The organism is Alcaligenes sp. 1735tsa3, from assembly GCF_024134565.1.
Classification (GTDB): domain Bacteria; phylum Pseudomonadota; class Gammaproteobacteria; order Burkholderiales; family Burkholderiaceae_B; genus Alcaligenes; species Alcaligenes phenolicus.
This window is the reverse complement of the sequence record NZ_CP099862.1, coordinates 832,626-852,545: the sequence shown is the minus strand read 5'-3', so window position 1 is coordinate 852,545 and position 19,920 is coordinate 832,626. Positions and strand designations below refer to the sequence as shown.

The window sequence follows — 19,920 nt, the reverse complement described above, 5'->3', positions numbered from 1 at the left end:
CTATTTACCCTTGCTTAGATCTTGCACGCGCCGCCTGCGCAACCGTCATCCTCTACTTCGCCATGCGAATCATCGGCACCGTCGCGGGTGTTGTGGTAGTACAAGGTCTTCACACCGTATTTGTAGGCCAGCAGCAAGTCCTTGAGCAGTTGCTTCATCGGTACGCGACCACCCTCGAACCGCTGTGGGTCATAGTTGGTGTTCGCAGAGATCGACTGGTCAACGAACTTCTGCATCACGCCAACCAACTTCAGGTAGTCGTCGTTACCAGGCATTTGCCACAGCAACTCGTACTGATCCTTATATTTTTCAAATTCAGGCACCACCTGACGCAAGATGCCGTCCTTGGACTGCTTGACGGACACCAGGCCACGCGGAGGCTCAATACCATTGGTGGCATTAGCAATCTGGCTGGAGGTTTCCGAAGGCATCAAGGCGGTCAGGGTGGAGTTGCGCAGACCGTGCTTGACAATGTCAGCGCGCAGGGCTTCCCAGTCCAGGTGCAGCGGCTCGTTGCAAATACCGTCTACATCTTTCTTGTAGGTGTCGGTAGGCAGCAGTCCCTTGGCATAGGTTGTTTCGTCAAAGGCGTCGCAAGGACCGTATTCACGCGACAACTGCACCGAAGCCTTCAACAGGTAGTACTGGATGGCTTCAAAGGTACGGTGGGTCAGGCCCAACGCTGCCGGGTCGGAGTAACGGGTGCCGTTCTTGGCCAGGTAGTAAGCGTAGTTGATGACGCCAACGCCCAGGGAGCGACGCTTGTTGGTTGCGTTCAGTGCAGCCTTGACCGGGTAGTCCTGATAGTCCAGCAAAGCATCCAGAGCGCGAACAATCAGTTCAGCCAGACCGTCCAGCTCGTCCAGGGACTCCAGAGCACCCAGATTGAAAGCCGACAGCGTGCACAGCGCGATTTCACCTTCGGGATCGTTCAGATCGTTCAAAGGCTTGGTGGGCAGGGCAATTTCCATGCACAGGTTGGACTGGCGCACGGGAGCGCGGTCGGCCTGGAATGGGCTGTGCGTGTTGCAGTGGTCCACGTTCTGAATGTAGATACGGCCGGTGCTGGCACGCTCTTGCATCAGCAGGGAGAACAGCTCCACAGCAGGCAGGCTGCGCTTGCGGATGGCGGGATCTTGTTCGTACATCTCGTACAGACGCTCGAACTCGTCCTGGTCGGCAAAGAAGGCTTCGTACAGACCGGGCACGTCATGAGGCGAGAACAGCGTGATATGGCTGCCCTTGATCAAGCGTTGGTACAGCAAGCGGTTGATCTGAACACCGTAGTCCAGGTGACGGATACGGTTTTCTTCCACACCACGGTTGTTCTTCAGAACCAGCAGTGTTTCCACTTCCAGGTGCCACATGGGGTAGAACAAGGTTGCCGCACCACCACGCACGCCGCCTTGCGAGCAGGACTTCACAGCGGCCTGGAACATCTTGAAGAAAGGCAGGCAGCCGGTGTGCTGAGCCTCACCACCGCGAATTTCGCTGCCGACAGCGCGAATGCGACCACCGTTGATACCGATACCGGCGCGCTGCGATACGTAACGAACAATGGCGCTGGTCGTGGCATTGATGCTGTCCAGGCTGTCGTCACATTCGATCAGCACGCAAGAGCTGAACTGACGAGTGGGTGTGCGCACGCCAGCCATGATGGGCGTGGGCAAGGAAATCTTGAATTGCGATACCGCGTCGTAGAAACGCTTGATAAAGCCCAGACGAGTGTCGGCAGGGTAACGGGCGAACAGGCACATGGCCACCAGCATGTACAGGAACTGGGGGCTTTCGTAGATGCGCTTGGTCACGCGGTTTTGAATCAGGTACTTGCCTTCCAGCTGCTTGACGGCACCGTAAGAGAAGTTCATGTCACGCCAGTGATCCAGATGAGCATCCAGCTCATCGAACTCGGCGCGCGTGTAGTCTTGCAGCAGATGCGGATCGTAGCGACCTTCCTTGGTTTGCAAGGTCACGTGATCGAACAGGCTTGGAGGTTCAAACTGACCAAAAGCGATTTTGCGCAAATGGAAAATCGCCAGACGGGCAGCCAGATATTGGTAGTCAGGCGTATCTTCGGAGATCAGATCCGCAGCCGACTTGATGATCGTTTCGTGGATGTCGCTAGTGCGAATGCCGTTATAGAACTGAATGTGAGAGCGCAGCTCTACTTGAGAGACGGACACATTACTCAGACCTTCAGCGGCCCAATCAACCACTCGGTGAATCTTGTCGAGGTTAATAGGTTCTGTACGGCCATCTCTTTTAGTGACCATTAACTGTTCGGTTGATTGCATTTCAGTCTCGGAAATCGGTGAAGATTGACGGAAGACGCGGCTTTTGCAGCCGCCAGCGTCAGTTGATGCACACCATATATAGTGTGATATTGACGTCATTCTACTACATATAGCGGATTGAGCGAATAGCGGTTTTTGGACTGCAGAGCAGATTCGGCACATAAAAATGCAACCAAACTTTGCTCTGCTAACAATTTTCTATTGCGTCTGGAACTCTTGCACGCAGCGCAGCAAAGCCTCGCCATAGGCCTCTCTTTTACGTACGCCTATGCCTGTAATCGGCTCCAGATCAGCCTCTGAACTAGGGCAACGAATAGCCACTTCGCGCAAAGTCGCGTCATGGAAAATGACATAGGCCGGCACACCATGTTCGCGTGCGGTAGCCGCACGCCAGGCGCGCAAAGCCTCGAACCGCCTCTGTTGGTCGGGTTCCAGAGCAGGTCCGGCAGGCGCCTGACCTTTTACTCGGTGTGCAGCCGGTCCACGTGTTACGGTTTCGCGCCGCAACATTAAGGTGCGCTCGCCCTTGAGCACTTCACGGCTGGCATCGGTCAACAACAAGGTACCGTAGCCTTCCGGATCAACGGTAACCAGACTGTGTGCCAGCAACTGGCGCAGCACCCCGCGCCAAGCCTGGTCGGTCAATTCCTTGCCCACACCAAAGACAGTAAGCTTGTCGTGTTCATGCTCTTTGACACGATCCGTCAGCTTGCCCAGCAAGATGTCGATCAGGTGCCCGGCCCCGAAACGCTGACCACGCTCGCGCCACAATCTATAGATAGTGGACAGCATTTTTTGCGCGGCCACCGTACCGTCCCAGGCTTCCGGTGCTTCCAGGCAGGTATCGCAATTACCGCAAGGCTCGATCTGCTGATCGAAATACGCCAGCAAGCGCTGACGGCGGCAGGAAATGGTTTCGCACAGACCCAACATGGCATCCAGCGCCTGGCCTTGCTGGCGTCGGTGTGCCGCATCGCCCTGCGACTGGTTAATCATGCGGTACAACTGCACCACGTCTTGCAGGCCATAGGCCAGCCAGGCCGTAGCCGCTTCACCATCGCGCCCTGCCCGTCCGGTTTCCTGGTAATACCCCTCTACCGATTTGGGCAGGTCGATGTGGGCCACAAAACGCACATCCGGTTTGTTGACGCCCATGCCAAACGCAATGGTCGCCACCATGACCACCCCTTCTTCTCGAAGAAAGCGGGCCTGGTTGATGGCGCGTTGCTGCGCATCCAGCCCCGCATGGTAGGGCAAGGCATGGATACCGTTCTTGCAGAGAAACTCGGCCGTATCTTCCACGCGTGAACGCGACAGACAATACACAATCCCCGCATCCCCGGAGTGCTCCTCCTGAATGAAACTCAGGAGCTGCTTGCGCACCTCGTTCTTTTCGATGATGCGGTAGCAAATATTGGGACGATCAAAACTGGCAACAAAATGCCGAGCCTCTTCCAGCTTCAAGCGCTGGGCAATTTCTACCCGCGTCAACTGAGTGGCGGTAGCCGTCAAGGCAACCCGTGGCACACCTGGCCAACGCTGGGCCAGCAAGTCCAGACCCAGATACTCAGGGCGAAAATCGTGCCCCCATTGCGATACGCAGTGAGCCTCGTCAATGGCAAACAGGGAAATCTGGCCGCGCGCGAGCAAATCGAGGCAGCGGTCTGTCAGCAAGCGTTCAGGAGCCACATAGAGCAGATCCAACTGCCCCGTCAGAAACTCGCGCTCGACCTCCCGGGCAGTTTGCCAATCCTGGGTGGAATTCAGATACGCCGCGTTAACGCCCAACTCGTTGAGGGCGTCCACCTGATCCTGCATCAAGGCAATCAGGGGAGACACCACCACACCGGTGCCGGGTCTCACCAAAGCAGGAATCTGGTAACAGAGCGACTTGCCGCCGCCGGTGGGCATCAAGACCAGGGCGTCGCCGCCTTGGATCAGGGTCTCGATAATCTCGTGCTGAGAACCACGAAAACTGTCATAACCAAAAACTTCCTGAAGAACCTCAAGTGCTGACTGGGCCATGCCGCCTGCTTAAAAAATCGGAATAGAAAAACGCAGCGCGATGTTCGACTGACGACTTTCCAGATGACGGCGAGCTTGCAAACCCACCCTAAGGTGGGGACTGTACCAGAACTGCTGCGTGACCCCAAGGTAGCGGTTCTCCCCCCCGGCAACTACCTGCTGCACCTCGTACTGAGTCTTCACTTCACCCCAGCGGCGCAGGGGCACGGACAGGCCAACAATCTGCCGACTGCTAGCCGCATCCACCTTCATGCCCTGGTAACGGCTCAAATCCAGAAAATTGTCCTGGTAGCGTTCACCCTGCCACTGCAGATGCAAATCATCCAGCACATCCAGGCCATAGGCTGCCTGATAACGCCAACCTTGCCCCACCGCATGGGAAGCTTTGGCCACGCTGGCCTGCCACACGCCAAAGTCCGGCGATCGATAGGTTGCACCCAGACCGGTCAGCCCAAAATCACGAGCGCTTTCCATCTGAGTATCAATACTGGTACGACTGGTGACATCGGTGCTGAGCATCAAGCTGCCGGCCGAAGAGCCATACACCAGATCCCCGTTATCCTGCTTGCCCGTCATATCCAGCGCGCCAACAGCCAGGGCATAACGCCATGGCCCGGCCGGGCCATGCTCGAACTGCTGAGTGATATTGATACCGCCCAGTTCCACGGGCCGCGCCCAGTCCGGTGCGGTAACCGTGTCATTGCCCAGGGTCAGCTGCAGCCCGTCTTCATTCACATAGCGCCAGTTGCGCTCGCCAAACTGCCAGACCTGGTCGGGCGCACTGCTCAACCAGCGGGCACTCCAAATTGGAGAGGACTGCTGACTATATTGGATGGAGCGCGCCAGACTGGCGGTGCTGGCACCACTCAGACTGAAATCGGAAAATGTGTAATCCATGGAGGCCGCTGGACTGAGCAAGTCCTGATCTCCTTGGCGATGCCACTGCGTAGCATCAAAAAATGGCTCCACAGGCGGGAGCTCCTGGGCCGGAATGGCCTGTGCCTCATCCACGCCATACACGCGGGTAGCAGACAAATTCTCCAGCCCAACACGATTTTGAGCGGTGGCCAATGGAACAGCGAACAGCATGGCAAGACCGACCAACAGCCCGCCTGCCAAGCCTCGCTGGCAAGCTTTTGTACGCATGATTTATGTCACAAAAAGAGTTTAGCGCCGGGCATCCAGCATCACTTCGCCGCTCGCATCCAGGGAGCGTTTGATGGCGGAGTATTTTTCCAGCACAGCAGACTTATAGACTACACCAATCAGACGACCCGAGCCGTCACCATTCAATACGGGCAGACGCTCTCCGGCAAAGCTCACAAAGTGTTCCTGAGCCTCGTCCAGACTCATGTTCGGGTAGAGCGTCTTGACGAAATCCATGCGCAGAATATCGCCCACCACACGCTCCTGGGCAGCGTTGTCGTCCAACAACATACGCGTCAGGTCGGGCTGGGCAATCACACCTTGATAAACCTGTTCTTCGTTCACCACATACAAATAACGCACGGGGTAGTCCAGAAACATCTGCAAGGCATCGCGCATCTGGGTGGTGGTGCTGACGACGGTATCAGCCGGACGTACCAGCTCGGCCAAGGTGGTGTGACGCAACTTGTGGCGCAGCAAGGCATCGCGCTCGCGCACCAGGGTGACTTCATACATGGCGACCTCGGCCACACCACGGGACACAAAATAGGCCATGACACAGGCCACAATCAAGGGCAGCACCAACTGATAGCTCAATGTCATTTCAAACAACATCAGTATGGCCATGAAGGGAGCGCTGGTGGCGGCCCCCAGAAACGCGCCCATGCCCACCAGGGTGAACAAGTACAACGGTAAATCCAGACCCGGCAAGATCAGCAAAGTCAGTTGACCAAACAAGGTGCCAAAGGCCGCGCCCACAAAGATGGCGGGGGTAAACACACCGCCGACAGCGCCCGAACCAACTGTCAGCCCTGTGGCCAGAACCTTGAACGCCAGGATAAGCAGCACGCTGTACCAGGCCCAGTCGCTGTGCAGCATGGAGGACACTACGCTAAAGCCATTACCGGCCACGCGCGGCATGACAATCAGCAAAAGTCCCAGCAACAAACCACCCAAAGCCAAGCGCAAAGGCAAACCCAGGCCAGTACGCTTGAACAGGGTGCGGAACAGATTCAACAATTTCAGGAAAGCGGGTGCAGCCAGACCAATCAGCACCCCCAGGACCAGAAAGGGCAAGATGTCCCAACCTGCAACGGCCTGAACGTTCGTCATTTCGTAAGGGGCATGATAACCACCCAGCATACGCATGGTCAGGTGAGCACTGACAGCCGCCATCAACAGGGGGCCAAAGCTGCTCATGGTCATGGTGCCCAGCACAATCTCGGCCACAAACACGGCACCGGCGATCGGAGCGCCATAAGCGGCAGCTACACCGGCTGCGGCACCACAGGCCACCAGCAGGCGCAGACGGGCTTCACCAAACAAGGTGAAACGGCCTATCGCGGAAGCGGACAAGGAGGCCAGATGCACCATCGCCCCCTCCCGACCGATCGAGCCGCCCGAGGCCACCGTCATCAAGGACGACAAGGATCGCAGCAGCCCCTGGCGAATGGACAAGCGGCCATCGCCAATGGCCACAGCTTCCATATAGTCAGAATTGCTTCCCGACGGCAGACGCCCTGCCAGCCATAGCAGGATACCGGCACACAAACCGCCCAAGGTGGGAAACAGGAGGCGCATGTACCAGGGCAGACTTTCCGTGACTGCGACGATCCCGCCGTGCTGACCCGTGACAACTTGCTGCACAAAGCGCATGCCCTGATGAAAGGCCAAAGTCGCCAAGGCACCCAAAATACCAGCCAAGACCGCCCAGGCCAGCATGGCGGGCATATCAGACAACCACTTGAAACCCTGCAGACGCTTGCGCATCGACAGCACGGAATGGGCAATCATAAAAAAGGTCAGCCTTTAAAGCTGGGCGGCAAAGGTGGGCGAGACAATCCAAACATGCGCCAGTACACCCACACGTTGAAAATCAGCACGATGGGCAAGGTAATCACAATCGCCGACAGGATCAGGCTCAGGGCTGGCACCCCGGCAGCGGCGTCCCAGATCGTCATCTCGTCCAGGATCAGATAGGGGAAGAAGCTGAACGCCAGCCCGGCCATGACGGACACCATCACGAACAGGGTCAGCAAAAAGGGCAAGGTCGTGGTGCGATAGCTGCTGTTGATCATGCGCTGCAGGCTCATTTCAATCGACACAAAGCAGCTGAGAATCAAGGCCCACAGGAACAATACCAAGCCCCAATACGGCCCGTCGCTCCATTTAAGCAGCACGCCGGCATTCACAAAGGCCAACACGACGGACACACCCACGGCACCGGCCGCAAACCAGCGTACCGAACGACGGCCCCAATTGACTGCTCGGGCACGCAGCTCGCCTGCTTCACGCATGATGAGCCAGCTAGCACCTAGCAAGCAGTACGCGGCAATAGCGCAAAAGCCCATGAAGACAGAGAACCAGATATAACCGGCATCGCTCTGAAAGCCCACTACGACCTGCGCCAGCAACACACCATGGGAGAACGCCGTCAACCAGGACCCCAGGGCAAAACCCATTTGCCAGCGGGACTGACGCTCTACCGGCGCGCGCAGTCGGAATTCGAAGGAGACGGAACGGGCAAAAACGCCCACGCCCAGCGCACATAACGGTCCGTACAGGCCGCCCATCACCGCCCCCCAGGCTTTGGGGAAAGCGCAGACAAACAAACCCAGGCCAAGAAACAGCCAGAACTCGTTGGCATCGCGCCAGGGGCTCAGCAATGACAGCATGCGGGGACGCAAGGAGTCCGGTGCCAGCAAGGACAGACAGCCCACGCCAATATCGAAACCGTCCAGAACCGTCCCGGCCACAATAATCAAAAAGAACAGGGCCAGAAACGCCAGCGGCATCCAGAACGCCGGATCATGGGCGCCCAGGCCCAACGCATTTGCAAAAGAGTCAATCATGCCCGCCCCCGATGACGCGCGATCGGTACCACACCAAAACGAACGGCATGTCGCAACTTCTGGAAAAAACCAATCATGCACAAGACGTAGACCAGGCCGTAACTCAGCAAACCCAGCCCGACGGTAAAGACGCTCTCGGTGCTTTGCACTTGCACGGCCTGAATATCGTTACCGACCAGATAAGGCAAAAAGCCCAACAAGACGTAGGCTGCGCCACCCAGCAACATGATCCAGCCCAACACCGAGGCGACCACCATGAGCTGACGTTCTCTATAAGAAAGAGAGTGCGGGTCCAGGCCATAACGGCGAGTGCGCAACAAGACCCACAGCAGCAGGAACAGCATCAAGGCTCCTGCCAGCACGGCTACACGGAAGGACCAGAAGGTCAGGTTGACGGGCGGCATGGCGTCGGAAAACTGATCCAGACCCATCAAAATGCCACTGTCATTACGACCCAACCAGCGTCCACCTGCATGAGACCAGCGCAGCACACCCAGAACACTGTCCTGCATGGCGGAGGGCGCCGCCACCAGAATCAAATCAGGCTGCGAGCCGCTTTCCCAGTACGCCGCCGCAGCCGCTGCCTTGGCAGGCTGATGCTCCGCAGTCATGAAACCATTGCCTATCACAGCGAGGATCAGGGCCAGCCAAGCCACCCCGCCCAGAAACAAGGCACTGCGAAAGGCCAGACGCTCCTGGTCGGTAACCGGCTTTTGCATGGTCTGGGCGCAGGTTACACCCAACATGAAAAAGGCCACCGTCAGCAAACTGCCTGCAAACAAAAGACCGGCATACCAGGGCAAGGCGGGCGTGCTGAGCACATCCAGCCATTCCATCACCACATAATGGCCTTCAATCACATCGACACCCGTTGGCACCTGCATCCAGGCCACAATCGCCACCAGCCAGAACGCCGTGACGGTAACGCCCAGGGCCACCATCAGCACCACCACGGTATGAACCAGATTGGACAGCATGCGCTGGGCAAACAGCATCACACCCAAAAAGCAGGATTTGAAAATGAACAAGGACAGCATGGAGGCGGCCAGCATGGGACCGATGACATCACCCACCTGCTCCATCAGGCCCGGCCAGACACTGCCAAACTGAAGCAGCACGGGCATGGACGCCGCAAAGCTTAAAATAAACGCCAGCGCAAACAGACGCACCCAAAAACGGTACGCCCCCATCCAGGCCGCCGCTTTGTTGCCAAAGGTTCTGATCTTGAAATACAGCAACACCCAGGCCAGTCCCAGCTCCAGGGCCAGAAACAGCAGCATGAAGCCCAGGCTAAGGAAAAACTGGGCATGAGACAGAGAAAGGGCGGAGTGCGTCATAATGAGCGCTAGTGTAGGGTGAATTGGCCTGCAAACGCCACCATACTACCCCAAGTTCTTCCCTGATTTTTTAGAACCCGTTCATGGGGTAAATACCCCTCTAAAACAAGAACGTGGCAAAATGGCCGATTAGTCTGTCGGCTTCTTTATTTCAAACGTGTATGACCTCTGACACCACTCCCGCTCCCGTATCTAATTTTCTGCGCACGATCATCGACCAGGATCTGAGCGCTGGCCGTTACGCACAAAAATCCTGGGCCGGTCAGCCAGGCCCGGCCAGTACCCAGGAAGGGGCGGCTGTTGATGCCGCGCGTATCCGTACGCGCTTTCCCCCCGAGCCCAACGGCTATCTGCACATTGGGCACGCTAAAAGTATCTGTTTGAACTTCGGACTGGCCAGCGACTACCAAGGTGCCTGCCACCTGCGCTTTGACGACACCAACCCTGAAAAAGAAGAACAGGAGTACGTGGACGCCATTATCGACATGGTGAAATGGCTGGGCTTTGACTGGACCTTCAATAAAGAAGAGAACCTGTACTTTGCCAGCGACTACTTCGACTATATGTACCAGTTCGCCGAAGCCCTGGTGAACGCGGGCCATGCCTACGTTGACGAGCAAAGCGCCGAAGAAATGCGTGCCAACCGTGGCACCCTGACTGAAAAAGGCGTGAACTCGCCCTGGCGCGACCGCCCTGCCCAGGAGTCCATCAAGCTGCTGCGCGAAATGCGCGACGGCAAGCACCCCGATGGCAGCATGGCCCTGCGCGCCAAGATCGATATGGGCTCGCCCAATATCAATATGCGCGACCCGGTCATGTACCGTATCCGCCATGCCGAACACCATCGCACAGGCGACAAATGGTGTATCTACCCCATGTACAGCTGGGCACACCCTGTGGAAGACGCGCTCGAGCGCATCACCCACAGTCTGTGTACCCTGGAATTTGAAGACCAGCGTCCCTTCTATAACTGGATTCTGGAACGCCTGGTCGAACTGGGTCAGTTGTCCGACCCGCTGCCCAAGCAGTACGAGTTCTCGCGTCTGAACCTGTCCTACGTGGTCACCAGCAAGCGCAAGTTACGCCAGCTGGTTCAGGAAAACCACGTATCGGGCTGGGACGATCCGCGCATGCCTACCCTGGCCGGTTTGCGCCGCCGTGGTTACAGCGCCGGTGCCATTCGTCTGTTCACGGACCGTCTGGGTGTGTCCAAAGCAGCCCAGCACGTGGACTACAGCCTGCTGGAACAAGCCCTGCGCGATGATCTGGACCCGGTGGCCGACCGCAGCGTTGCCATTCTGGACCCGATCGAACTGATCATTACCAATTACCCGGAAGGCCAAAGCGAGCTGTGTCACGCACCGCGCAACCCACACAATCCGGAGGCCGGCCAACGCGAGTTCCCCTTCTCCGGTCGCCTGTACATTGAACGCGAGGACTTCAAGGAAGAGCCGCCTAAAAAGTACTTCCGTCTGTTCCCCGGCAATACCGTGCGTCTGAAGTACGGCTATGTCGTGCGTTGCACCGGCTGCGTCAAGGACGAGCAAGGCAATGTCACCCAGGTTTTGGCGGAATACCTGCCCGACACCAAGAGCGGCACGCCCGGCGCGGACTCGGTCAAGGTCAAGGGCAATATCACCTGGATCAGCGCCGAGCACGCGATTGCCGCCGAGATTCGTCTGTACGACCGTCTCTTTGCCCACCCTCAGCCTGATGCAGCCGACCAGGACTTCCTGGAGCACATCAACCCGAACTCGCTGCGCGTGATTCAGGGGTGGCTGGAACCCGGCACCAAGGCTACGCCCGATGCCCGCTGGCAGTTTGAACGCCTGGGCTACTTTGTGGCGGACCGTGTAGACTCCACGCCAGAAAAACCCGTTCTTAACCGTACTACGACTCTGAAAGACACTTGGGTCTAAGGCTATTGACGTGAACGATCAGACTCATGCCAAAGGGCCGCAGGCCCTGGATTTCAAAAGCGCCACGCTGTACGCCGTACGGGTGGTGCTGCGTTCGGCTGACACGGCCGAGCAGTTAGCCGCTCTGTCTCAACGCATGAAAGACGCTGGCTCCTTCTTTGAGGACGAACCCGTCGTCATTGATGCCAGCGCTATTGATGCGCCGGTGGATTGGGCCACCCTGGTTGCCGCTTTGCGTGAGCACAAGCTGCACCCGGTGGGTATCATTGCCCACCCTGACCATGCCGATAACGCCATCGACAGCGGCTTGCCGCATGTGGAGTTGTCCAATCCGCCAGCCCGCCCCCAAACCCAGGCCGCACCGGACAAGGAAGTGCCCGTGTTGTCGCAAGCCGCCCAGCAAGAAGCACCCGCGGCGGTCGCCCCGCCACCGCCCGCTATTGCGCCGGCTGCGCTCATCATCAACCGTCAGCTGCGTTCCGGCCAGCGCATCTACGCGCGCCACACGGATCTGATCGTGATCGGGGCGGTCAGTCAGGGTGCAGAAGTGGTAGCCGATGGCAATATCCACGTCTACGGACCACTGCGCGGCAAGGCCATGGCTGGTGCCCGTGGCGATGCAAAAGCACGCATCTTCACCACCGAGCTGGACCCGGAACTGATTGCCATTGCCGGTGTGTATCGCATTATTGAAACGCGACTGGATGCACAGCTACGCAACAAGCCCGTTGTCGTCACGCTGGAAGAAGATACGCTCAGATTTGATCCTCTGAGCTCCTAGCAGTACAAGGCGCCGGCTTTTGCCGGCGCTTTTTATAGAGGCTTGCACTGAGAGCCCGCATGAGAGCAAGCAAGTGCAAGCGCAACCGTGTAAGCTGACACGGAACAAAGCAATTGATATGTTTTGTTTCTAAGCAGTAGGCTAAGTGGCAGAACGGATGTCAAAATTAGGCCCGTTATGCTTTACGATTATGTGACTTGAAAAACAAAGGAATCCGATTGTCATGGCGCGTATAGTTGTAGTGACCTCCGGCAAGGGTGGCGTGGGCAAAACCACCACCAGTGCCAGTTTTGCATCTGGTCTTGCGATGCGCGGTCACAAGACCGTGGTCATCGACTTTGACGTTGGCTTGCGCAACCTGGACTTGATCATGGGTTGCGAGCGACGCGTGGTGTATGACTTCGTCAACGTGATCCAGGGCGAAGCCACATTGAACCAGGCCCTGATCCGTGACAAGCAGCTGGAAAATCTGTTCATCCTGCCCGCTTCCCAGACGCGTGACAAAGACGCGCTGACCCGCGAAGGTGTGGAGAAAGTACTGGAAGAGCTCAAGGGCATGGGTTTTGAATACATTGTGTGCGACTCGCCCGCAGGTATCGAAACCGGCGCCTTGATGGCCTCCTACTTCGCAGATGATGCGCTGGTTGTGACCAACCCCGAAGTGTCCTCGGTTCGTGACTCGGACCGCATCCTGGGCATTCTGGCCGCCAAATCGCGACGTGGTGAACAGGGCAAAGAGCCCATCAAAGAATATTTGTTGTTGACCCGTTATAGCCCCAAACGCGTGTCGGACGGCGAGATGCTGTCCTTGCAAGACGTTGAAGATATCTTGCGCATCAAGCTGATTGGTGTCACCCCCGAGTCGGAAACCGTGCTGCAAGCATCCAACCAAGGAGTACCCGTTATCCATATCAAGGAAAGTGATGTGTCCCAGGCCTATCAGGACATCGTAGATCGTTACCTGGGTGGCGAAAAACCATTGCGTTTTGTGGATTACGAAAAGCCAGGTCTGTTCAAGCGCCTGTTCGGAGGAAAGTAATATGTCTTTCCTGTCCTTCCTGCTCGGTCACAAGAAAACGTCGGCAACAGTTGCCAAGGACCGTCTGCAACTGATCCTTATTAACGAACGTGGCCAAGGGGGTGTTGCCCCGGACTACTTGCCCCGCTTGCAAAAAGAGCTGGTCGAAGTGATCTCGCGCTACGTGAAGATTAATCCCGATGACATCAAGGTGAACCTTGATCGCCAGGACTCGCTGGAAGTGCTGGAAGTCAAAATCGAAATGCCGCAAATTGATGCCAGCACGCTGGAAAACAAGTAAAGCGTCGCTGACAAAAAAACTTTGCTGCTTGAAATGGCCATCCCTTGCGGATGGCCATTTTCATGGCTGCTGCCTATACCAAAAGCAAGCCGCAAAACACCTGCAACGAGCAGCGCAATGCGGCTAGGCGGCTAATAGATCAGGTACAATTTTCCCTTGGTAATCGGCCCGTTCCGATTTTTCTTCGCGCCAGAGATGGCAAGTAGTGCCATCGATGCCCCCTGAGGCCTGGCTTATTGACCCATGCGGAGGGAATCATGACCGAGCTCGGTCAGATGGCACGTCTTGTGCCCGCTCACCCCCAGCTTCCTGTTAGCGCCTATTTCGACCACGCTCTGTTCGAGCGCGAACAAGAGCGTATTTTTCAGCAGTCGGCCTTGTACGTCGGCAATGAAAAACTTGTTCCCGAACCCGGCGACTGGCGCACCTTGATCCAGGAAAACGCTGCCCGTACCCTGATACGCAGCCAACACGGCGTAGAACTGCTCTCGAACGTCTGCAGGCATCGTCAGGCCCTGATGCTTGGTGGCATGCCCGGCCAGCCCAATCAGGCCAACCACGGCTCCCTGAGCAGCACAGGCGGCAATATTGTCTGCCCCCTGCACAACTGGACTTATAACGCGCAAGGCGACTTGCTGGCGGCTCCCCGTTTCAAGGACAAGCCCTGTCTGAACCTGGAACGCTACCCCTTGCGGGATTGCCATGGCCTGCTGTTTGAAGGCCCGCGCGATCCAGCCCAGGATATGGCCGCCTTGTTCAGCCGCCCTGAATTCGACTTTCAGGACTATGTACTGGATCACGTCGAAATCCACCAGTGCAACTACAACTGGAAGACCTTTATCGAGGTCTATCTGGAGGACTATCACGTCGCCCCCTTCCACCCCGGTCTGGGTCAGTTCGTGACCTGTGATGACCTGGAGTGGGAGTTCAGCGACTGGTATAGCCTGCAACGAGTCGGCGTGCATCAGGCCCTGGCCAATCCAGGCTCAGCTACCTATCGCCAATGGCATGACAATCTGCTGGCCTACCGCCAGGGCGAAGCACCGGATTTCGGTGCCGTCTGGGTAACCTACTTTCCCACCCACATGATCGAGATCTATCCGCATGTGCTGGTGCTCTCTACGCTGTACCCCAAGGGGCCGCAGGAAACCATGAATGTGGTGGAGTTCTACTACCCGGAAGACATCGTGGCCTTCGAGCGTGACTTTGTGCAAGCACAACGCGCCGCCTATATGGAAACGGCCATAGAAGATGATGAGATCGCCGAACGTATGGATGCCGGCCGCCGCGCCTTGATGGAGCGTGGGGTCTGCGAGGTAGGCCCCTACCAGTCACCGCTGGAAGACGGCATGAAGCACTTTCACGAATGGTATCGCTCCATGATGGACGAGCGGCACCACCCGTAAGACATCACCGCAAGCCTGCTTACTGCCCTAAGCAAGAAAAAAGCCTCAAAGCCGGGAGGGATCTCCCAGGCTTTGAGGCTTTTAATCCGATGAGCGTTTCAGCTCAATCAGAGAATTTGAATTTAGCGGTTCTTGCCGATCTGATCGCCGATCACGCCACCAATCGCTGCGCCACCGACCGTACCCAGAATGCCGCCGTCAGTAATCACTGCACCGGCAACACCACCCAGACCCGCGCCGGTTACGGCACCCTTTTGACGTTTGCTCATACCATCCCAGGAAGAGCAGCCCGCCATCACGACGGCCAGAACCGTGGCCATACCCACTTTAGTGATAGTCGTCATTTTCATCCGTAAACCTCCGTGAAGTATCCGTGCTCAACACGGCATTAAAGTCTATCTTCACCCTACGGAGCCAATTAGTCCAGACCCTATTGTTAGGCAACGCAACAGATGTAATTCAGCTTTTGTTCAGTTTATTTGATCAAAGCCAGAACCTGCTTGAATACAGGGTTAGCCGGCGTTTCCAGCCATTCAAACATGGCCATTTCGGCGCTAACGCGCTCCAATCCATGCATCGCCCAGCGATCCCAGGCGGCTTGTCGGGACTCGGGATGGCGCGAGCCTACGCAGTCCCCGACCAGCACAGGTTCATAACCGCGCTCCATCAAACCCAGGCCAGTTTGTAACACACACACGTGAGACTCTGTACCCAGTAACAAGACTCGTGTGCGCCCTACCGGCAAGGCAGGCAAAAAATCGGCTTCGCGCGTGGCATCAAAGTGGGTTTTATGCAGCACTTTATCAATATGTGGCAACAAAGAAGCATCGGTTGGGCCGATTTTCTCGGCCCAATGCTCGGTTGCCAGCACCGGCACCCCTAAAAGACGCGCCGCCTGTGCCAGCTTCCCGGCCCGTTCGACCAAGGCTTGGTGGTCTGCAATGGCGGGCAGGAGCCCCGTTTGCATATCCACAATCAGGACGAAAGACTGGTGAGCATTGAGCACAGGCATGGCACTTTCCTTATTTCAGGGACTTGTAGCGGATACGACGAGGTTTGGCAGCATCTTCGCCCAGACGTTTCTTCTTGTCTGCTTCGTATTCCTGATAGTTGCCATCAAAGAATACGACCTGCGAATCACCCTCAAAAGCCAGAATATGGGTGGCGATACGGTCCAGGAACCAGCGATCGTGACTGATCACCATGACCGAGCCGGCAAACTCCAGCAGGGCATCTTCCAGGGCACGCAGGGTTTCCACGTCCAGGTCGTTGGATGGTTCGTCCAGCAGCAAGACGTTGCCGCCGGCGATCAGGGTCTTGGCCAGGTGCAGACGACCACGCTCCCCGCCAGACAGATTGCCCACGATCTTGTTCTGATCCGCGCCCTTGAAGTTGAAGCGGCCCAGGTACGCACGCGATGGCATTTCAAAGCGGCCCACGGTCAGCAGGTCTGCGCCATCGGCAATCGCGTCAAAGACGGTCTTTTCATTAGCCAGGGCATCGCGCGACTGGTCCACATAAGCCAGCTTGACGGTTTGGCCCAGTTTGACCGTACCGGAATCAGGTTGCTCTTTACCGGCCAGCATGCGGAACAAGGTGGACTTACCGGCACCGTTAGGACCAATAATCCCGACGATGGCACCAGCTGGCACCTTGAAGCTCAAGTTGTCGATCAACAGACGATCGCCATAGCCCTTGCTGACGTTTTCAAACTCAATAACTTCATTACCCAGACGCTCGGCCACAGGAATGAAGATTTCCTGGGTCTCGTTGCGCTTCTGGTATTCGTGCGAGGACAGTTCCTCGAAACGGGCCAGACGGGCCTTGGCTTTGGCCTGACGTCCCTTGGGGTTCTGGCGCACCCACTCCAGCTCTTTCTTGATGGTGCGCTGACGAGCACTTTCCGACGCCTCTTCCTGCTTCAGGCGGTCGTCCTTCTGCTCCAGCCAGGAGCTGTAGTTGCCCTTCCAGGGAATACCGTGGCCACGGTCCAGTTCCAGAATCCACTCGGCGGCGTTGTCCAGAAAGTAACGGTCGTGAGTGACTGCTACTACAGTGCCGGGGAACTGGCGCAGGAACACTTCCAGCCAATCCACACTTTCCGCGTCCAGGTGGTTGGTGGGCTCATCCAGCAGCAACATATCAGGCTTGGACAGCAGCAACTGGCACAGGGCCACGCGGCGCTTTTCACCACCGGACAGGTTTGCAATGGAGGCATCCCAAGGTGGCAGACGCAACGCATCGGCCGCGATTTCCATTTGGGTTTCGATGTCGTCCGCACCACTGGTCGCGGCGGCGGCAATAATGGATTCCAGTTCGGCCTGTTCGGCGGCCAGAGCGTCAAAATCTGCGTCGGGCTCGGCGTATTCGGCGTAGACCTGTTCCAGACGCTGACGCGCCTCGAACACCTGACCCAAACCGGCCTGCACGGCTTCGCGCACGCTGTGTTCGGGGTTCAGCTGAGGTTCTTGTGGCAGGTAACCGATCTTGATCCCCGCCATGGGGACGGCTTCGCCCTCGATCTCGGTATCTACCCCGGCCATGATCTTGAGTAAGGTGGATTTACCCGAGCCGTTCAGGCCCAGCACACCAATCTTGGCACCTGGAAAAAAAGACAAGGAGATATTGCGCAGAATCTGCCGCTTGGGCGGCACAATCTTGCCCACGCGGTTCATCGAATAAACGTATTGAGCCATATAAACCTAAAAAGGAAAAACAGGTCGTGTTCGGAAAACTGGGATTGTAGGCGTTTGGCGCCCGAAAGGTGCGCTTCTGTCAGGTTCAGAACGAAACACCCGGCCTGAGTGCAGGCCTGTCTCAGGTAATATACTCACTTTTGCTGACAATCCAAAACCGCCATGCCCACACCTGACGCCCCTGAACTTGTATTTACCACCGAAGAGATCGAAACCCTGGGCCGCACCGCCGATGCGCTGAGTGCCTACCTGGGTCGTGCCGTCCTGGCCGAGATCGTGGGAGCGGAAGAAACCGGCTTTGAATGGGTCATCTTTGCCATGCCCCTGGACAAGAATGAAGACGAAAGCGAATTCACGATTGTGCAGGTAGGCGGCAAACAGGCCCGCATCGTGGGCAACCGCGGCGGCTTGGACCCCAAGGACACGGCGGTCTACGCCTGCCGTTACCTGTGGGCCATCCAGTTAAGTGATGCCGAGCCTGTGCGCTTTATCAAAGTGGACGAAGAAGGCGAGGAAGTCGCCTGGACCGAGACCCTGGAAGAATTGCTGCCCTTCGCCCTGAGCGAAGATGCCTTCGCCGTCGAGGATGAGACGGATGAAGACGACGAGGACGACGATGATGACAGCCCGGAACCGGGCGTGCACGGCCACACCCTGCACTAATCGCGTTCAGGCCCGTCGCTTGTCCCGCAGATATAAAGCGACACCCACCGGCCACATCAAACCCACCAGCAGATAAGAGGCCAGGCCTTTCAAGCCATAACCTGCTGGTGGCTTGCGCCCACTGGCACGCAGGTGCAGCCCAAAGCGGGTGTAACGCGCGGCAGCCATCAAGAACGCCTTGGGTTCGTAGCGGAACCAGGGCAGACACTTCACCACCGTATCCTGCGCCAGCAGCCACAAGCCCAGTGCATGTTGCTGGCTGGTTTTGCCTTGCACCGACAAGGAGTCCGGGCTGTCGTGGTAGACACGGAATACGGTGTTCACAAATCGGTTCTTGTAGCCCGCACGGGCAATCGCCCGCCACACCAGGCTTTCAGGCACAAAGCCGTCGATCTGATCGGGAAAGGGAAACTTGCGCAGTACGGCGGTACTCAAACAGCCGAACTTCTCGCCCCGCACGTGGTAGCGAAAACTCAGGTCCAAAGAGCTGGCATCAAAAATATCCTGGGGAAACATATCCCCGACGACCTTGCCATCCGGTCGCACACACAGACCCGTAATGCCTGCATAAGCTGCTCGCTCTGATACAGGGATGTCGGCCCAGATCTGCGCCATATCGTAGAGCGCATTCACCAGCAGGGTGTCATCACTGTCCAAAGCAACGACCAGTTCACCTTGGGCCAGAGCCACGCCGTGATTGAACGCCGCCTTCTTGTGACGATTTTCCTGCCAGGCATAATGAATCGGAAAGGAGGCTTGCTGTTGCCAGCCTTGCACCAGTTCCCGTGTCCCGTCTGTGGAACCATCGTCAATGACCACCCACTCAAAGTCCTGACAGGTTTGCTCGCACAAGGAACGATAGACGCGCTCCAAGGTGTGAGCGCGGTTATAGCTAGGTGTCAGGACGGTGAACAAATGGCGCCATTCCATACGCGGGTGTCCCCATAAACCACTGTTTTGATTATTGTTACGGGCAGCTACTTACATCTGCATCAGAATGACATCATCATAAAGCAAGCACGGCGCTGTGCAGCGCACTATCTGCAGGGCTCCAGACAAACCCGAAGCAAAATCAAACGCGCACAAAAAAACCACAGGCAAGCCTGTGGTTTTTTTGCTGCTGGGTGTGATTTCAAGCTGAAAAATCAGGTTTCTGCTTGTACACCGCTCAAGCCAGGCACTTAGACGCGCTTGACCTTTTCCAGCATTTTGAAAACGCCCTTGGGTGCGCGCACAAACAGACGTTTGAATGCTTTACCCAGGCAACGACGCTCCAGCGTGTTGCGGCGAGTGCGTTTGATTTCCGCCATGGTGATCTCCGATCTTAATGTAAGCCCTGCCGGATGATCCCGACAAAAGCGCAATAGCTAACCAGAAATTCTACCGTAATCCGCGTTAAGATACAAAGGCTAGAGTGTGCATCCCTGGCAACACCTTGCTGGCGTGTACCGCTCTCACTGGCGCATGGGGCCTGTTTGACAG

General features: G+C 57.0%; 17 protein-coding genes. 6 read left to right on the top strand and 11 right to left on the bottom strand.

Features of this window, described 5'->3' with window-relative positions:
* Positions 1–14: 14 nt before the first annotated feature.
* The 6 genes from nrdA to NIZ92_RS03880 form a co-directional block, all read right to left on the bottom strand.
* Positions 15–2,294 carry a class 1a ribonucleoside-diphosphate reductase subunit alpha gene (gene nrdA, locus NIZ92_RS03905; protein WP_035271093.1) on the bottom strand — a complete coding sequence of 760 codons (2,280 nt, stop codon included), beginning with the start codon at positions 2,292–2,294 and terminating at the stop codon, positions 15–17.
* Between the two features lie 198 nt (positions 2,295–2,492).
* A complete protein-coding gene (recQ, locus tag NIZ92_RS03900) occupies positions 2,493–4,319 on the bottom strand; it encodes a DNA helicase RecQ (RefSeq protein WP_063688547.1) in 1,827 nt (608 codons plus the stop codon).
* Positions 4,320–4,328: 9 nt separating this feature from the next.
* Positions 4,329–5,465 carry a hypothetical protein gene (locus NIZ92_RS03895; RefSeq protein WP_060185607.1) on the bottom strand — a complete coding sequence of 379 codons (1,137 nt, stop codon included), beginning with the start codon at positions 5,463–5,465 and terminating at the stop codon, positions 4,329–4,331.
* Positions 5,466–5,486: 21 nt separating this feature from the next.
* Complete coding sequence (locus NIZ92_RS03890; RefSeq protein WP_083054112.1) at positions 5,487–7,259, bottom strand: ClcB-like voltage-gated chloride channel protein; 1,773 nt, start codon at positions 7,257–7,259, stop codon at positions 5,487–5,489.
* A gap of 8 nt (positions 7,260–7,267) precedes the next feature.
* Positions 7,268–8,317, bottom strand: a complete 1,050-nt coding sequence (locus tag NIZ92_RS03885; protein WP_009455069.1) for a cytochrome d ubiquinol oxidase subunit II — start codon at positions 8,315–8,317, stop codon at positions 7,268–7,270.
* On the bottom strand, positions 8,314–9,654 hold the full coding sequence (locus NIZ92_RS03880; RefSeq protein WP_254002731.1) for a cytochrome ubiquinol oxidase subunit I: 1,341 nt from the start codon (positions 9,652–9,654) through the stop codon (positions 8,314–8,316). The genes NIZ92_RS03885 and NIZ92_RS03880 overlap by 4 nt, the downstream gene beginning before the upstream one ends.
* Positions 9,655–9,815: 161 nt before the next feature.
* Between NIZ92_RS03880 and NIZ92_RS03875 the strand changes: the two genes are divergently transcribed.
* The 5 genes from NIZ92_RS03875 (at position 9,816) to NIZ92_RS03855 (ending at position 15,079) form a co-directional block, all read left to right on the top strand.
* Positions 9,816–11,573 carry a glutamine--tRNA ligase/YqeY domain fusion protein gene (locus tag NIZ92_RS03875; protein WP_035271102.1) on the top strand — a complete coding sequence of 586 codons (1,758 nt, stop codon included), beginning with the start codon at positions 9,816–9,818 and terminating at the stop codon, positions 11,571–11,573.
* 10 nt (positions 11,574–11,583) lie between these two features.
* Positions 11,584–12,354, top strand: coding sequence for a septum site-determining protein MinC (gene minC / locus NIZ92_RS03870; RefSeq protein WP_026485162.1), 771 nt, complete (start codon positions 11,584–11,586; stop codon positions 12,352–12,354).
* Between the two features lie 223 nt (positions 12,355–12,577).
* Positions 12,578–13,393: a septum site-determining protein MinD gene (gene minD, locus NIZ92_RS03865; RefSeq protein ID WP_009455077.1), complete on the top strand. Its 816-nt coding sequence runs from the start codon at positions 12,578–12,580 to the stop codon at positions 13,391–13,393.
* Between the two features lies 1 nt (position 13,394).
* The gene (gene minE, locus NIZ92_RS03860) at positions 13,395–13,673 is read left to right on the top strand and encodes a cell division topological specificity factor MinE (protein ID WP_009455079.1); all 279 of its coding nucleotides are present in this window, start codon (positions 13,395–13,397) and stop codon (positions 13,671–13,673) included.
* A 257-nt stretch (positions 13,674–13,930) separates the two neighbouring features.
* Positions 13,931–15,079 (top strand): aromatic ring-hydroxylating dioxygenase subunit alpha, encoded by a 1,149-nt coding sequence (locus tag NIZ92_RS03855; protein ID WP_254002730.1) that lies wholly within the window; start codon positions 13,931–13,933, stop codon positions 15,077–15,079.
* Between the two features lie 122 nt (positions 15,080–15,201).
* Here NIZ92_RS03855 and NIZ92_RS03850 read toward each other — a convergent pair whose 3' ends face one another.
* The 3 genes from NIZ92_RS03850 to ettA form a co-directional block, all read right to left on the bottom strand.
* The gene (locus NIZ92_RS03850; protein WP_035271107.1) at positions 15,202–15,429 is read right to left on the bottom strand and encodes a glycine zipper 2TM domain-containing protein; all 228 of its coding nucleotides are present in this window, start codon (positions 15,427–15,429) and stop codon (positions 15,202–15,204) included.
* A 125-nt stretch (positions 15,430–15,554) separates the two neighbouring features.
* Entirely contained in the window at positions 15,555–16,091 is a 537-nt protein-coding gene (locus NIZ92_RS03845; protein WP_009455085.1) for an isochorismatase family protein, read from the bottom strand.
* Between the two features lie 10 nt (positions 16,092–16,101).
* Positions 16,102–17,775 carry an energy-dependent translational throttle protein EttA gene (gene ettA / locus NIZ92_RS03840; protein WP_009455087.1) on the bottom strand — a complete coding sequence of 558 codons (1,674 nt, stop codon included), beginning with the start codon at positions 17,773–17,775 and terminating at the stop codon, positions 16,102–16,104.
* 162 nt (positions 17,776–17,937) lie between these two features.
* Between ettA and NIZ92_RS03835 the strand changes: the two genes are divergently transcribed.
* Positions 17,938–18,438, top strand: coding sequence for a hypothetical protein (locus NIZ92_RS03835; protein ID WP_254002729.1), 501 nt, complete (start codon positions 17,938–17,940; stop codon positions 18,436–18,438).
* Between the two features lie 6 nt (positions 18,439–18,444).
* Here the strand turns inward: NIZ92_RS03835 and NIZ92_RS03830 are convergent, their stop codons facing one another.
* Together NIZ92_RS03830 and NIZ92_RS19610 are read right to left on the bottom strand one after the other, a co-directional pair.
* Positions 18,445–19,368, bottom strand: a complete 924-nt coding sequence (locus tag NIZ92_RS03830) for a glycosyltransferase family A protein (protein ID WP_251196015.1) — start codon at positions 19,366–19,368, stop codon at positions 18,445–18,447.
* A gap of 251 nt (positions 19,369–19,619) precedes the next feature.
* The gene (locus NIZ92_RS19610) at positions 19,620–19,748 is read right to left on the bottom strand and encodes a hypothetical protein (RefSeq protein WP_003803595.1); all 129 of its coding nucleotides are present in this window, start codon (positions 19,746–19,748) and stop codon (positions 19,620–19,622) included.
* Between the last annotated feature and the right edge of the window lie 172 nt (positions 19,749–19,920).

What these genes read in the sequence shown, in the direction of transcription:
- NIZ92_RS03880 (WP_254002731.1), bottom strand. Translation starts at nt 9,654, where the DNA reads ATGACGCACTCCGCCCTTTCTCTGTCTCATGCCCAGTTTTTCCTTAGC.
- NIZ92_RS03895 (WP_060185607.1), bottom strand. Translation starts at nt 5,465, where the DNA reads ATGCGTACAAAAGCTTGCCAGCGAGGCTTGGCAGGCGGGCTGTTGGTC.
- NIZ92_RS03885 (WP_009455069.1), bottom strand. Translation starts at nt 8,317, where the DNA reads ATGATTGACTCTTTTGCAAATGCGTTGGGCCTGGGCGCCCATGATCCG.
- NIZ92_RS03855 (WP_254002730.1), top strand. Translation starts at nt 13,931, where the DNA reads ATGACCGAGCTCGGTCAGATGGCACGTCTTGTGCCCGCTCACCCCCAG.
- NIZ92_RS03845 (WP_009455085.1), bottom strand. Translation starts at nt 16,091, where the DNA reads ATGCCTGTGCTCAATGCTCACCAGTCTTTCGTCCTGATTGTGGATATG.
- NIZ92_RS03890 (WP_083054112.1), bottom strand. Translation starts at nt 7,259, where the DNA reads ATGATTGCCCATTCCGTGCTGTCGATGCGCAAGCGTCTGCAGGGTTTC.
- ettA (WP_009455087.1), bottom strand. Translation starts at nt 17,775, where the DNA reads ATGGCTCAATACGTTTATTCGATGAACCGCGTGGGCAAGATTGTGCCG.
- NIZ92_RS03875 (WP_035271102.1), top strand. Translation starts at nt 9,816, where the DNA reads ATGACCTCTGACACCACTCCCGCTCCCGTATCTAATTTTCTGCGCACG.
- NIZ92_RS19610 (WP_003803595.1), bottom strand. Translation starts at nt 19,748, where the DNA reads ATGGCGGAAATCAAACGCACTCGCCGCAACACGCTGGAGCGTCGTTGC.
- NIZ92_RS03850 (WP_035271107.1), bottom strand. Translation starts at nt 15,429, where the DNA reads ATGAAAATGACGACTATCACTAAAGTGGGTATGGCCACGGTTCTGGCC.
- NIZ92_RS03830 (WP_251196015.1), bottom strand. Translation starts at nt 19,368, where the DNA reads ATGGAATGGCGCCATTTGTTCACCGTCCTGACACCTAGCTATAACCGC.
- nrdA (WP_035271093.1), bottom strand. Translation starts at nt 2,294, where the DNA reads ATGCAATCAACCGAACAGTTAATGGTCACTAAAAGAGATGGCCGTACA.
- NIZ92_RS03835 (WP_254002729.1), top strand. Translation starts at nt 17,938, where the DNA reads ATGCCCACACCTGACGCCCCTGAACTTGTATTTACCACCGAAGAGATC.
- recQ (WP_063688547.1), bottom strand. Translation starts at nt 4,319, where the DNA reads ATGGCCCAGTCAGCACTTGAGGTTCTTCAGGAAGTTTTTGGTTATGAC.
- minE (WP_009455079.1), top strand. Translation starts at nt 13,395, where the DNA reads ATGTCTTTCCTGTCCTTCCTGCTCGGTCACAAGAAAACGTCGGCAACA.
- minD (WP_009455077.1), top strand. Translation starts at nt 12,578, where the DNA reads ATGGCGCGTATAGTTGTAGTGACCTCCGGCAAGGGTGGCGTGGGCAAA.